Annotated in this window: 14 protein-coding genes; 1 reads left to right on the forward strand and 13 read right to left on the reverse strand. The window is 63.1% G+C overall.

All coding sequences use genetic code 11. The features are described from left to right. Position 1 precedes the first annotated feature (1 nt). From ACTU46_RS04585 to ACTU46_RS04600, 4 genes are read right to left on the reverse strand one after another with little or no spacing between them, the layout of a single operon-like run. Positions 2–826, reverse strand: a complete 825-nt coding sequence (locus ACTU46_RS04585) for a DUF1684 domain-containing protein (RefSeq protein ID WP_443379705.1) — start codon at positions 824–826, stop codon at positions 2–4. Beyond that, positions 813–1,784 carry a transporter substrate-binding domain-containing protein gene (locus tag ACTU46_RS04590; RefSeq protein WP_443379708.1) on the reverse strand — a complete coding sequence of 324 codons (972 nt, stop codon included), beginning with the start codon at positions 1,782–1,784 and terminating at the stop codon, positions 813–815. The genes ACTU46_RS04585 and ACTU46_RS04590 overlap by 14 nt, the downstream gene beginning before the upstream one ends. Continuing rightward, positions 1,785–2,594 carry an amino acid ABC transporter ATP-binding protein gene (locus ACTU46_RS04595; protein WP_443379711.1) on the reverse strand — a complete coding sequence of 270 codons (810 nt, stop codon included), beginning with the start codon at positions 2,592–2,594 and terminating at the stop codon, positions 1,785–1,787. Continuing rightward, positions 2,595–3,602, reverse strand: coding sequence for an amino acid ABC transporter permease (locus tag ACTU46_RS04600; RefSeq protein WP_443379714.1), 1,008 nt, complete (start codon positions 3,600–3,602; stop codon positions 2,595–2,597). A gap of 292 nt (positions 3,603–3,894) precedes the next feature. Between ACTU46_RS04600 and ACTU46_RS04605 the strand changes: the two genes are divergently transcribed. After that, entirely contained in the window at positions 3,895–5,823 is a 1,929-nt protein-coding gene (locus ACTU46_RS04605; protein WP_443379717.1) for an FAD/NAD(P)-binding protein, read from the forward strand. 40 nt (positions 5,824–5,863) lie between these two features. Here ACTU46_RS04605 and ACTU46_RS04610 read toward each other — a convergent pair whose 3' ends face one another. From ACTU46_RS04610 to atpA, 9 genes are all read right to left on the reverse strand, one after another. After that, on the reverse strand, positions 5,864–6,844 hold the full coding sequence (locus ACTU46_RS04610; RefSeq protein ID WP_443379720.1) for a tetratricopeptide repeat protein: 981 nt from the start codon (positions 6,842–6,844) through the stop codon (positions 5,864–5,866). 1 nt (position 6,845) lies between these two features. Beyond that, a complete protein-coding gene (locus tag ACTU46_RS04615) occupies positions 6,846–7,166 on the reverse strand; it encodes a thiamine-binding protein (protein WP_443379723.1) in 321 nt (106 codons plus the stop codon). A gap of 69 nt (positions 7,167–7,235) precedes the next feature. After that, entirely contained in the window at positions 7,236–7,523 is a 288-nt protein-coding gene (locus tag ACTU46_RS04620) for a hypothetical protein (protein ID WP_443379726.1), read from the reverse strand. Then, positions 7,523–8,215 (reverse strand): endonuclease NucS, encoded by a 693-nt coding sequence (nucS, locus tag ACTU46_RS04625; RefSeq protein ID WP_443379728.1) that lies wholly within the window; start codon positions 8,213–8,215, stop codon positions 7,523–7,525. Before nucS ends, ACTU46_RS04620 begins: the two co-directional genes overlap by 1 nt. A gap of 28 nt (positions 8,216–8,243) precedes the next feature. Next, positions 8,244–8,711 carry a DUF2550 domain-containing protein gene (locus ACTU46_RS04630; protein WP_443379730.1) on the reverse strand — a complete coding sequence of 156 codons (468 nt, stop codon included), beginning with the start codon at positions 8,709–8,711 and terminating at the stop codon, positions 8,244–8,246. A gap of 255 nt (positions 8,712–8,966) precedes the next feature. After that, positions 8,967–9,338 carry a F0F1 ATP synthase subunit epsilon gene (locus tag ACTU46_RS04635; RefSeq protein WP_443379733.1) on the reverse strand — a complete coding sequence of 124 codons (372 nt, stop codon included), beginning with the start codon at positions 9,336–9,338 and terminating at the stop codon, positions 8,967–8,969. Positions 9,339–9,351: 13 nt separating this feature from the next. Further along, positions 9,352–10,797, reverse strand: coding sequence for a F0F1 ATP synthase subunit beta (gene atpD / locus ACTU46_RS04640; protein WP_443379736.1), 1,446 nt, complete (start codon positions 10,795–10,797; stop codon positions 9,352–9,354). 2 nt (positions 10,798–10,799) lie between these two features. Next, on the reverse strand, positions 10,800–11,777 hold the full coding sequence (locus ACTU46_RS04645) for a F0F1 ATP synthase subunit gamma (protein WP_443379738.1): 978 nt from the start codon (positions 11,775–11,777) through the stop codon (positions 10,800–10,802). A gap of 56 nt (positions 11,778–11,833) precedes the next feature. Beyond that, positions 11,834–13,477 (reverse strand): F0F1 ATP synthase subunit alpha, encoded by a 1,644-nt coding sequence (gene atpA / locus ACTU46_RS04650; RefSeq protein ID WP_443380398.1) that lies wholly within the window; start codon positions 13,475–13,477, stop codon positions 11,834–11,836. Positions 13,478–13,521 lie beyond the last annotated feature (44 nt).

Consider the following 13,521-nt stretch of genomic DNA (forward strand, 5'->3'; position numbering starts at 1 on the left):
TTCACTTTCTTTCCGCGGGGATCTGTTCCCCGGCGTTGATCTCGACCTCAAGGTGGTTACCCTCCGCTGGGAGGGGGCAGGTGGCGTGGTCGGTGAAGGCGCAGGGCTGATTCAGCGTGCGGTTGAAATCGATGACCACGGTCCGACCATCGGCCTGGAGAGTCGCGATGTTGACGCGGACATCGCGCCAGGTGGTCTTGCCGGAGGTGGCGTCGGTGAAGTGCAGCCCCAGGGAGGCCGGGTTGCCGGTGTTCAGGGCCACCAGCTGCTGCGGCGTGCCCTCGACCTCGAAGTGCACGGTGCCCACGGCGATGTGCTGGTGTGCCACCCCCTTGAGCACCGCACCGACAGTGATTTCCTTCGGCTCCGCATAGGGCTCGAAGGTGCCCTCGATGACCCAGGCCTCATCCGCCGGGAAGGTCGGGACCGAGGTGTGGCTGGTGAGCAGGGCGTTGTTCGGGTCGCGCGGGCGCACGATCGGACGGGCACCGCGAAGGGCGACCTCGATGCGCTTCTCGCCCTCCTCCAGGAGAATCCCGGGGACATCAACAGCACCCAGGTCAATGCTGACCTCGGTATTGTCCGGGTTCAGCGCCGTGCCATCCAGGGACAGGTTTTCGCCTGACCGCAGGACCAGCTGGACCCGACCATCCTGAAAGGACCACTGCCCCGGGGCACCGTTGACCGCCACCGGGTTCTCATCCAGCCAGGCCATCCCCACCGGGGAGAGCGGGCCGAAAGGAGAAGCCACGAGCTGCTCGCGGTAGGCACGGAAAGCCTCAAATTCGGCTTGGAACTGCTCAGGGTTTCGCTCAGAGTTCGGCACTTCGGTATTCCTCCAGTGAATAGGTGTTTGATTCGGGGATGGCCTCTTCTTCCAGGCCCCAGCGTTCCAGGACTTGGAGATAAGTGCCCTCCGCCATGAGTTCGTTGTAGGCCTGGGTGACCAGGGGCCCCAGCCCGTTGCCACGCTGCACTGTCGATGCGACGAGGGTGTTATTCGGCCAGCCCGCATTGACCCGCCAGGCGACCGCGAGATCATCCCGGTTCTCAGCCCGCCAGGCGGCGGCTGGTCCAGGCCCGAACGTCATGTCGATTCGGCCGGAGAGCACCGCCAGCAGCATGTCGTTCTCATTGACGTAGTGGTAAATGTGGATCGGTTCCATCCCCCGCGCCGCAAAGTCCTCATTCCACGTCAACATCATCCGTTCCTGGTTCGTGCCGGCGGCGGCGGCAATACGCAGTCCTGAAAGATCATCGATCTCATCGATCACCAGGCTGGTGTCCGCCTTCACCTGGAAGGCCTGAAATGCTGCCCGGTTACTGGAGAAATCATATTTCTGCAGCCGTTCCTCCGTGATGCCGACATTGGCATGCACGATCTCATACTCGCTGGAATCCAGCTTCAACGGCCAGTTATCCCAGCTGGTCATCTGGACCTCCAACTCCAGGCCGAGTTTATCCGCCACCAGCTGAGCGAGGTCGATCTCGGAGCCGATCGGGGTGGCGTTATCCGTGGCGAGCATGACCAGCGGCGGCGTCGGGGTGACCAGGGTACCCAAGGTCAGCTGTCCGTCCGCGGCGATCTTCTCCGGTACCAGTGCCGCCAGTTCAGGGTTAACCTGGCTGCGGATGCGGTCCTGATCAGCGGAGAGATTAAAACGCGCATTCGCCCCGTTGGCGGGATCAACCGGATCAGCGCAGGCGCTGAGGGTGAGACTGGCAGCGAGCAGGAAGCCACCGAGGGCCGCAGCCCGGCGCCGGATCAGGGGGTTGTTACGCATCTAAACCTCCCCAACCTGGCCGCCGTGGCCGCTGATCGCGGAGAGGAACTTCTTGGTGCGGTCCTGGACCGGGTTATTGAAGAGCTGGGCCGGACTGCCCTGCTCCACGATCTCACCCGCATCCATGAAAACCACGGTATCGGCGACATCCCGGGCGAAGGCCATCTCATGGGTGACCACGATCAAGGTGGTGCCTTCATCCGCCAGCCCGCGGATGACGTTGAGGACCTCATCAACCAGCTCCGGGTCCAGGGCCGAAGTGGGTTCATCAAAGAGCAACACCTTGGGCTGCAGTGCCAGGGCGCGGGCGATGGCCACGCGCTGTTGCTGCCCACCCGAGAGCTGACGCGGGTAGGCATCGGCTTTATCGGACAGACCAACGCGCTCGAGCAGGCGACGGGCCCGGGCTTCGGCCTCACTCTTGGACATCCCCAGTGCCCGGATCGGAGATTCGGTGATATTGCGCAGCACCGTCATATGCCCGAAAAGGTTGAAGCTCTGGAAGACCATGCCCACCTCAAGTCGCTGTTTGAGCAGCTCCTTTTCAGAGAGCTCAAAGAGGGAACGTCCCTCCTGGCGGTAGCCGATGATCTCATCATCGATGCGGACCATGCCGCCGTTGATGCCCTCCAGGCGGTTGATGGTGCGCAGCAGGGTGGACTTGCCGGAACCGGAAGGGCCGATGATGACGGTGACCTCGCCGGGTTCCACGGTCAGCGAGACCTTCTTCAGGACCTCATTGTCACCGAACCGCTTAAGGATGTCGGTCAGTTCCACCCTGCCATGGGTCGGGTGCTGGGATTCACTCACTTAGGATGCCTCATTCTTGATCTTGGTTCCCACGGTGTTCTCATGATCCGGGCGGTTGGCCTGGAACTTCGCGCGCAGTCGCTGCAATGGGGTCGGCGGGACCTCGCGGAGCGCCCCCTTGGCGAAGTGCCGTTCCACGTAGTACTGGGCGATGCTCAACAGTGAGGTGATCACGACGTACCAGACGGTGGCCACCATCAGCATCGGCAGCACCTCCTGCGTGCGGGAGTAGATGACCTGGACAGTGAGGAAGAGTTCCTGGTATGCCAGCACGTAGACAATGGCGGTGCCCTTGACCAGGGAGATCACTTCATTGAAGGCTGCTGGCAGGGAGGCTCGCATCGCCTGCGGGACCACGATGCGCAGCTGGCGGTCCCGGGCCGGAATGCCGAGGGCCTCAGCGGCCTCGATCTGGCCCTGGTCCACCGACAGGATGCCGCCTCGGATGATCTCGGCGGCATAGGCCGCCTGATGCAGTCCCAGACCGAGAATGGCGGCCATGAACGGGGTGATCATGTCACTGGTCTGCGCGCTGAAGAAGGAGATGTCGGTGAAGGGAATGCCCAGCGAGATCTGCTCGTAGAGGTAGCCCAGGTTGTACCAAAGCAACAGCTGAACCAGCAGCGGGGTGGAGCGGAAGAACCAGGAGAAGACCCAGGACACACCGGCTGGCAGCGGTGACTTGGCCAGTCGCATCAGGGCGAGCACCAGGCCGAGGGCGAAGCCCAAGATCCCGGAGACCACGGTCAACCGCAGCGTCTCGAAGAGTCCGACCAGGATGGACCTGGCGAAGAACCAGTCCGCAAAGACATCCCAACCCCAGCGTGGGTTGGTGATGAAGGACCAGAGCACCCCGATGACGAGAAGCGCGACAATGGTGCTTCCCACCCAGCGGCCGGGGTGGCGCACCGGTTTAATTTCGAAGTCAGTGATTGATCGCGAGCCCCGCTCGCGGAACTTCGTGGTGGCGCTGCCCTGAATGGGCTGATTCCCGTTCTGGGTGTCCATGTCGCCGCCTTCCTATGTGGTCCGAGGTATATTCAATGATCCATCAACATACTACTCGGTCTAAAGTGATAGACTAAACCGTCTAGAAAAGAGAATAGTTCAGAACTGTAGAAGTAGACAGCCTGGCAGCTATTTCACAATCACTTATTGGCCCATCGACGACCCCACCAGACGGGTTTTCCGGCGTTCATGGGCAGTTATCCCGGCACCTACCCCAGCCGGACCATCACCGGGGCATTGTCGAATTATGTCGAATTATTCGGCGCACCAGCGGAAACCTGAAAGGACCAGCATGGCAACAGGAGCCACCCACCTTCTCATCGTCGGAGGGGGTCCCCGAGCCATCGGTGTCCTAGACCGTCTCATCGCCAACAACGGCACCCCCGATCTGCCGGCAGCCACCAGTCTGGAGATCCACCTGGTTGACCCCTACTCCCCCGGTTCCGGACGGATCTGGCGTTATAAACAGCACGGTCTATTGTGGATGAACTCCCGGGCCGCGGATGTGACCATCTTCACTGATGACTCCTTCACCGCCGAGGGGCCGGTCCGCCCGGGGCCGAGTTTGTCCGAGTGGGCGGAACAGGTCCGGCGCGGTGAGATAACCCTCGATTCCACCGCGGAGGAGATCCGCCCTGAAATCGAGGCACTCACCCCGGACACCTTCGCCTCCCGCAAGGTCCAGTCCTGCTACATGCGCTGGGTATTCCAGGATCTGGTGGACTGCCTGCCGGAAAATTTCACCCTGCACACCCACCAGAACACCGTCACCTCCCTGCGGGAGAATCTGGCAGCTGACAGCACCGCGAAGCATTACACCGCCACCCTTGACTCCGGTGAGCTCATCCAAGCGGACCTGGTGGCACTCACCCTCGGCCACACCGATTCCCACCCCACTCCGAGGGATACCGCCAAGGAGGACTTCGCCGCCCGCCACGGACTCTATTACGCCCGTCCCGCACAGACCCAGGATGTCGATTATTCCCCGCTCGGCTGGGACCGTAATGTCCTCGTCTCCGGCATGGGCCTGGCCTTCGTCGATCTGCTGGCGCTGCTCTTCGAGGGGCGCGGCGGCACCTTCCACCCTGATCCCCGCCCCCACGATCCCGAGCGGCTGCGTTACCAGCCCTCCGGCCGGGAACCACGTCTCTGGGTCGGCTCCCGTCGAGGCGTCCCCTATCACTCCAAGATCTCCGCCACCCTCAAGGGCGAGTTCTCCCCCGGCCTGGAGTTCATCAGCGAAGAATTCTTCGCCCAGCTGCCCACCCCCTTCAATTTCCGGCGGGATGTGCTGCCGATGATCATCGCCGAGTCGGAGTACTTCGTCTACCGCGAGATCCTCAGCGGCCACCCCGAGTGGGCCGGCATGAGTTGGGCGGAGTTCCGCCCCCGCTTCATCGCCGCGGTGAAGGCCGGGGAGGACCGCCACGAACTCATCGCCACCGCAGTGCCCGATCCGGCTCTCCGGGTGGACCTGCCGTGGCTGAACCATCCCTTCGCCGACCGCGAGTTCTCCTCCCGCGAGGAGGTCCAGCAGGCTCTGCGCGACTACATCTCCGAGGACCTGCGGCTGCGCACCTCTGCGGAGCACTCCGAGACGCTGGCGCTGTTTTACGGATTGCTGTTCATCCAGGACACTCTGGCCCGCATCCTGCCGCTGGAACGCCTCGATGATGATTCCCGCCTGGCTTTCCCCGGCGGCTGGACCAGCTTCTTCAGCCTGGTCGATTCCGGCCCGCCCCCGCTGCGGCTGCGTCAGCTGCTGGCCGTCCACCGCCAGGGTCTGATCATGTTCCTCGGCCCCAGCTCGCGGATTTCCCTCGATGAGGAGTCCGGTCGGTTCATCGCCACCTCGGATCAGTCTCCGGACCGCGTCAGCACCGATGCCTACCTTGACGCCTATCTCCCGCCGCAGGTGGTGGCCGGATCCGCGAACCCCCTCTTGGCGGATCTGGCCGCCCCGGGTGGTTTGGGTCGGGAGCAACGTTTCCAGAGTCCGGAAGGGGAGTACTCCACCGGTCGTCTTGAAGTGGACCAACAGTTCCGGCTGCTCGCCCAGAACGGTCACCCTCACCGCCGGATCTGGGCGGCCGGGCCCAATACCTCCGAGGTCCAGGTCGGTGCCTTCGCCCGCCCCGGCACTGATGCCGCGGCATTCCGTCGCAATGACGGCATCGCCCGACAGATCCTCCAGGCAGCCGCCGAGTTCAACGAGGGCTGAGTCCCGCCCCCGGGTGCTTATCGACGCCGCCCCCGCACCCTCAGTAGAGCGCGCTGGCCATCCGACCACGGGCGCTGATCACCCGGGCGTCGGTGGGTTCAAAGAGCGCGAAGAGCTCAACCAGGCGATCGCGCACCCCGGTCTTCTCCTCCCCCGTGGTGCGGGTGAGCTGGACCAGCAACCGGTCAAAGGCCCCCGCCGGGTTACCCGCGGCGATCAGTGCATCCGCAGCCGCAAAAGCCTTCTCGACGCTGGTCGGATCAGCGTCTGCTGCCACGATGGGATCTTCCTCGGCACTGTTCTGCTCCGCCAGCCGGGCCAGCAGTCGGGCGCTGTCGCGGGCCTGCCTGGCTTCCGTGTTTTTCGGCTCCGAGCGGAGGATGCCCTCATAGACCTCGATGGCGGCGGCGAAGTCACCGGCATTGAGGGCCTCGGTCGCGGCGTCGAAACGCGGGTCGCTCGGCGGCTCCTGGTCAATCGGCGCTGGCCCGGTGGCGGCAACGGTGCCCTCGGGTAGCCCCTGCAGCTGAGAAGCCACGGCCTCGAGGAGCGAGCTGGTCCACTGTCGGAGGGAGTCGAGCGGCTGACCGCCCTGGAAATCGGTCAGCGGGCGGCCGGCGGCCAGCGCCACCACGGTCGGCAGCGCGCTGACCCCCATCATCTGGGCGATGTCCGGGGAGACATCGGCGTCAACGTAGGCGACCACGAACTTCAGTTCGGCCTCAGCCGCCAGGATCGCCAGATCCGCCTTGAGCTGCTCGGAATCCGGGCTACGTGAGGTACCCACCAGCACCACCACCGGGATCTGCACCGAACGACGCAGCACCTCAGATTCCAGGTTCTCCACGGTGGCGGTGAAGAAGGGGGTGATGACTTCTGCCCCGGCGGCCCCGGCGGAAAGATCTGAGGCCGGCTGCCCCGGCTGTGCGCGTTGCTGCTCAGCCTGCTGACGAGCTTCCGCCCGGGCCTTCACCTGACCCAGGTCAACGGCACCGGAGATAAAACGATCAGGGGTGCTCACGTTAGTTCCCCTCCCGGGAAGCTGCTGCCAGGCGTTCCTCGACAGCCTCGACCTTCCGGGTGAGCTGGCCGGTATGACCCGGTCGGATATCCGCCTTGATCACCAGGGAGGTACGCGGAGCTACCTCGGACACCGCCGCAGTGGCTTGCTTGATCACCTCGAAGACCTCATCCCACTCCCCTTCGATGAGGGTGAACATGGCATTGGTTTCATTGGGCAGACCGGACTCCCGGACCACCCGAATCGCGGCGGTGACGGCATCGGCCATCTCCGCCTCAGGATTATCAGTGACAGCTGGGGCTACAGAAAAGGCAACAATCATGCTCTCCAGATTACCCAGCCCGCCGGATCACCGCCGAAGGGCGTACCCACGGGGTCGTCGATAAGCGCCTTAGCGCCGCTCCCAGCAGGGCTTGTGCCAGTGACGACGGTCCTCGGCACCGCGGCCGATCTCCTTGGGCCAGGCCACCACATGTGCCACCCCTGGCGGAATATTCTGGTTGCAGCCCGGACAGACGTAGAACTTCTTGGCCGCGTGGGAACCCATCTGGCGCACCAGGTAGGGCTCCCCGTAGGTCCAGCCCGGCCCCTCCTGCTCCTGGGTTCCGAAATAAGCTCCCCCGTCCCGGGGCAGATCCCGCGGGGTGGTGGAGCGGTCATGACGGTTCTTCCGTGCCATCAGAATAGCCGCAGTTCATCGCTCTCGATGCCACGCATGGCCTGATAATCCAAGGTGACACAGCGGATGCCGCGATCTTCCGCCAGGGTCTTGGCCTGCGGCTTGATCTCCTGGGCCGCGAACACCCCGACCACCGGGCGCAGCAGCTCATCTCGGTTGAGCAGCTCCAGATAGCGGGTCAGCTGTTCCACGCCGTCGATGCCGCCACGACGCTTGATCTCCACCGCCACGGTCGCACCATCAGCATCACGGCAGAGGAGGTCCACCGGGCCGATGGCGGTCGGATACTCCCGGCGGACCAGGGTGTAACCCTCCCCCAGCTCGGTGATGTGCTCAGCGAGCAGTTCCTGGAGATGTGCTTCCACACCATCTTTGATCAGGCCGGGATCCACGCCGAGTTCGAAGCTGCGTTCATGGTGGATCTTCTCCATGGTGATGCGCAGCTGCTCCCCCTTGGAGTTCTCCACCACCCACAGCTGTTCGCCGGTATCCTCACCATCTTCATCAGTGATCACCGACTCCCGCAGTGAGCAGGGTGGGGTCATCCAGTTCAGGGGCTTATAGGCGCGGTCATCGGCGTGCACCGACACCGAGCCATCGGCCTTGACCATCAGAAGACGGTCGGCACTGGGAAGGTGGGCTTCCAGGCGTCCCACATAGTCGACAGAACAGCGGGCAATCACGAGTCGCATTCTGTCAGGATAGCCAATTGCTCTCCGGCTACTGACCACGGCCCTGTCGACGGATGAAATGTCGCTTGAGTTCTTCGTGGTTGATGCGCTCCCGACGACGGGCCGGGGCAGCCTCGAGCCAGGCGGTCAGCGCCATCTCACCGTGCCCGCCGATGCCGATCTCATAGGAGGTGCCGCCGCTGGTGACCTCCAGGATGTGGACATGCGAGGGCATGAATGCCAGCTCATCAGCGCGCAGATCCCGGCGGTGGACCAACTCGGTGACGGTGCGATTGAGAATCAGATCAGAGGTCGGCGAGAGCGAACGAAGCTTGAAGTACTCCACCTCATCACCGTTGTAACGGATCGAACCGTGCCGCCAGCCGTGGGTGCCGGTATTCGGCAACGCGCGCAGGATGACGATGGTACCGCGGGAGCGCTGCGTAAAAAAGCGCCAGGCGGCGAGCAGGACCGCAAGCACCGCGATAATGACTAGTGCCCAGATGATGATCTCCATTGCACTCCTCTGTTTCCGCTGCCGAGGACCCGACTGAATTCTCCCTAGTCTACCCACCACCCTCCCTGCGGCATAACAGGGAAGATTCCTGGCCCAGCACCCACCGTGATGCTTATCGACGCCCTCTCCGAACAGCGGCGATGCGGCGGTGCCTCACCCGAAAAACACCTGAGCCCCACCGCCAGAATGCGGTGGGGCTCAGGGAAGGTGATGCTAAGCGCGTTGAAGCCGAAGGTCTCGACTTCAGTCTTGAGCCTAGGCCAGCTGCTGGCGGCGCAGGGCTGCCAGCGAGGCCTCGGCACGAGACTTGGTCTTTTCATCATCCGACTGCAGATCAGCCTCGGCGACGGAGGATTCAACCTCATCCGCCCAGATGGCGTAATCCGCGAGGATGGTGACCTTCTCGGTCGAGACCGAGAGGAAGCCACCCTGGACGGCGGCGACAAGCTTGTCGCCGTCGACCGGACGGATGGTCACGACACCATTTTCGACCAACTGGCCGAGCATGGGCTCGTGGCCGGCCAACACGCCGATCTCACCCTCGGTGGTCTGTGCGGTAACGATGCTGGCCTGACCGGACCACAGCATGCGCTCCACGGCCACCAGTTCAACGGTGATTTCAGCCATGTCTTCGCTTCCCCTACTTCTCGGTCATCTTCTTGTAGGCTGCCTCAACATCGTCCAGGCCACCCAGACCATTGAAAGCCTGCTCCGGGTAGTGGTCGAAGTCGCCGTCGCAAATGCGCTCGAATGCCTCGATGGTGTGCTCCAGCGGGACATAGGAACCCGGCAGGCCGGTGAACTTCTCCGCAACGAAGAAGTTCTGGCCCAGGAAGCGCTCCAGGCGGCGGGCGCGCTGAACGGTGATCTTGTCTTCCTCCGGCAGCTCGTCCATACCCATGATGGCGATAATATCCTGCAGTTCCTTGTTCTTCTGCAGAATACCGATCACGCGCTGGGCAATGGCGTAGTGACGCTCGCCGACGATCGACGGCTCGAGGATACGAGAAGTCGAGGACAGCGGGTTCACAGCCGGGTAAATACCCTTCGAGGCGATCGCGCGGTCAAGCTCGGTGGTCGCATCGAGGTGGGCGAAGGTGGTCGCCGGAGCGGGGTCGGTGTAGTCATCGGCAGGCACGTAAACGGCCTGCAGAGACGTGATCGAACGACCCTTGGTCGAGGTGATTCGCTCCTGCAGCACACCCATCTCGTCAGCCAGGGTGGGCTGGTAGCCCACGGCGGAAGGCATACGACCCAGCAGGGTCGAGACCTCAGAGCCGGCCTGGGTGAAACGGAAGATGTTGTCGATGAACAGCAGCACGTCCTGGTTCTGGACATCGCGGAAGTACTCCGCCATGGTCAGAGCGGACAGCGCCACGCGCATACGGACTCCCGGGGGCTCATCCATCTGGCCGAAGACGAGTGCGGTATCCGGGAGGACGCCCATCTCATCCATTTCCAGGAAGAGGTCGGTGCCCTCACGGGTGCGCTCGCCGACGCCGGCGAACACGGAGGTACCGGAGAACTCGCGGGCGATACGGGTGATCATCTCCTGGATGAGCACGGTCTTTCCCACACCGGCGCCACCGAACAGGCCGATCTTGCCGCCCTTGACGTACGGGGTCAGCAGGTCAATGACCTTGATGCCGGTCTCGAGAATCTCGGTCTTGCCCTCAAGCTGGTCGAAGGGCGGCGGGTCGCGGTGGATTCCCCACTGCTCGCCGTCGCGGCCCAGACCCGGCTCATCGAGGCAATCGCCCAGGGCGTTGAACACGTGGCCCTTGACGATGTCGCCGACGGGGACGGAGATCGGGGAACCGCTGTCGGTGACAGCTGCGCCACGGACCAGGCCGTCGGTCGGTGCCATGGAGACAGCGCGCACCAGGTTGTCACCCAGGTGCTGTGCGGTCTCGAGGGTGATGGTCTTGGCGACTGCTTCGAGGGTGACCTCGACAGTCAGTGCGTTGTACAGGGCCGGCAGCTCGCCGCGCGGGAACTCCACGTCGACGACCGGACCGATGACACGCACGACACGGCCGGCGGTAGCCGCCAGCTGTGCGTTCTGCTCGTTAAGAGCTGTAGTCATATCTAGTCACTTTCTCCGCTATCGGCGAGCGCGCCAGCGCCACCGACGATCTCTGTGATTTCCTGGGTAATCTGCGCCTGACGAGCCTGGTTGGCCACCCGAGACAGGTCCTTGACCAGCTCCGTCGCGTTATCCGTGGCCGCCTTCATGGCGGTACGGCGCGCGGCCGACTCAGAAGCCGATGCCTCGAGGAAGATCGAGTACAGGCTCCGTGAGACGAACTGCGGCAGCAGAGCGCTGAGCAGGGTATCGGCGTCGGGTTCGAAATCGTAGTCAGCGGAAGGGTTCTCAGATCCGTCGAGGATGCCCTCGCCGACCTCGAACTCTTCCTCGGTGATCACGGGTTCGATCGGCAGCAGCTGCTGTGCGCGGGCCTGCTGGCTGAGCATGGAGAGGAATTCGGTGTACACGACGTGCACCTGATCAAATCCACGCACCTCAGCGGCATCCGCATCCGTCAGACCGGGGCGTGCCTTGGTCTGTCCCTTGGAGCCTGCAATGAAACCCTCCACCAGGTGGTGGCGGACATCATGGGTCGCGTCCCAGGTCGGATCCTGGGAGAAACCGATCCAGGAGCCGAGGACCTCTTCCTGTCGGAAGTTGAAGTAGCCGACAGCGCGGTTACCGGTCACGTAACGCACGACCTCATAGCCCTCGTTCTCGAGAAGCCTCTCGAGCTCGGCAGCCTTTTTGAAGACGTTGTGGTTGTAACCGCCACACTGACCGCGGTCACTGGAGACCACCAGGATGGCGGCAACCTTGCCGTCCTCCCGCTCACGGAGCATCGGGTGGTCCAGGGAACTCGCCGAAGCGAGCCGCTCGACCACATTCTGAATCTCGTGGGCATAAGGCAGCGAGGCTTCCACGCGGGCCTGCGCCTTGGTGATGCGCGAGGTGGCGATCAGCTCCTGAGCCTTGGTGATCTTCTTCGTTGAGTTGACGGACCGAATCCGGTCACGCAGTTCACGAATCGTAGCCATGGTTCATGCTCCTCCCTTCTTTAACTTGAACGGTCATAGTTTCGGGCACTACTGCCTTACTTCTTTGCCGTCTTGCGGGAGACGCTGAGCTGGTTCTTCTTGACCTGGCTGCCGTCGAGTGCATCAACTTCGGGCTCGTTGATGACCGAGGTGCCATCGGTGGTCTGGAAGGTCCGGACGAACTCGTCGTTGGCCTTCAGCAGAGCCTCCTGGGACTCGTCGGACAGCTTGGCGCCGCCGTCGGCCTGGACGTAGACCTGAGCAGCGTTGGCACGGAGGTACTCGTGCAGCTCAGCCTCGTAGCGACGGACATCCTCGACGGGAACGACGTCGAAGACACCCTCGTTGGCCAACCAGATGGAGATCATCTGGAACTCAACGGACTGCGGGGTGTTCTCAGCCTGCTTCAGCAGCTCGACCAGGCGCTGACCGCGCTCCAGCTGAGCCTTGGAAGCACTATCCAGGTCCGAGGCGAACATGGCGAATGCCTCGAGGTCGCGGAATGCGGCCAGATCCAGACGCAGGGAACCTGCGACCTTCTTCATGCCCTTGGTCTGCGCTGCGCCACCGACACGGGAAACGGAGATACCCACGTTGATCGCCGGGCGGACACCCTTGTTGAACAGGTCCGACTCCAGGAAGACCTGGCCGTCGGTGATGGAGATGACGTTGGTCGGGATGAAGGCCGACACGTCGTTCGCCTTGGTCTCGATGATCGGCAGAGCGGTCATCGAACCAGCGCCAAGCTCGTCGTTGAGCTTGGCTGCGCGCTCCAGCAGACGGGAGTGCAGGTAGAACACGTCACCCGGGTATGCTTCGCGTCCCGGGGGACGACGCAGCAGCAGCGAGATGGCACGGTAAGCCTCAGCATGCTTGGTCAGGTCATCGAAGATGACCAGGACGTGATTGCCCTCGTACATCCAGTGCTGGCCAAGGGCTGCACCGGAGAACGGTGCGAGCCACTTGAAGCCCGCGGCGTCGGAGGCCGGAGCCGCGACGATGGTGGTGTACTCCAGAGCGCCCTGCTCTTCGAGGGTGCGACGCACCGAAGCGATGGTCGAACCCTTCTGGCCGATGGCGACGTAGATGCAGCGAACCTGCTTGTTCTTGTCGCCGGATTCCCAGTTGGCCTTCTGGTTCAGAATGGTGTCGATGCAGACCGCGGTCTTGCCGGTCTTACGGTCACCAATGATCAGCTGACGCTGACCACGGCCGATCGGGGTCATTGCATCGATGGCCTTGATGCCGGTCTGCATCGGCTCCTCGACGGGCTGACGCTCCAGCACGGAGGCAGCCTGCAGCTCGAGGACACGCTCCGTCTCGGCCTCGATGGCGCCAAGGCCATCGATCGGCTGACCCAAGGGGTTGATTACTCGACCGAGGAAATTATCCCCGACCGGGATGGAAAGGACCTCGCCGGTCCGCTTAACTTCGTCGCCTTCTGCGATGGTCTCGTAGTTGCCCAGGACCACAACGCCAATGGAATTGGTGTCAAGGTTCTGTGCGACGCCAATGACGCCGCCTGCGAACTCGAGGAGCTCATTCGCCATGACCGACGGCAGGCCCGAAACCTGGGCAATACCGTCAGCTGCCGAAATGACCACGCCGACCTCCTCACGGGAGGCCTCCGCGGAGTAGCTCGAGGTGTAGTTCGCAATCGCGCTACGGATCTCATCGGAGGAGATCGTCAGCTCCGCCATGTTCTTCCTGCTCTCGGTTGTTTCTTCCAGCATTATCAATCAAT

It is taken from the genome of Corynebacterium sp. A21 (assembly GCF_052266655.1).
In the GTDB taxonomy this organism is placed as follows: Bacteria; Actinomycetota; Actinomycetes; order Mycobacteriales; family Mycobacteriaceae; genus Corynebacterium.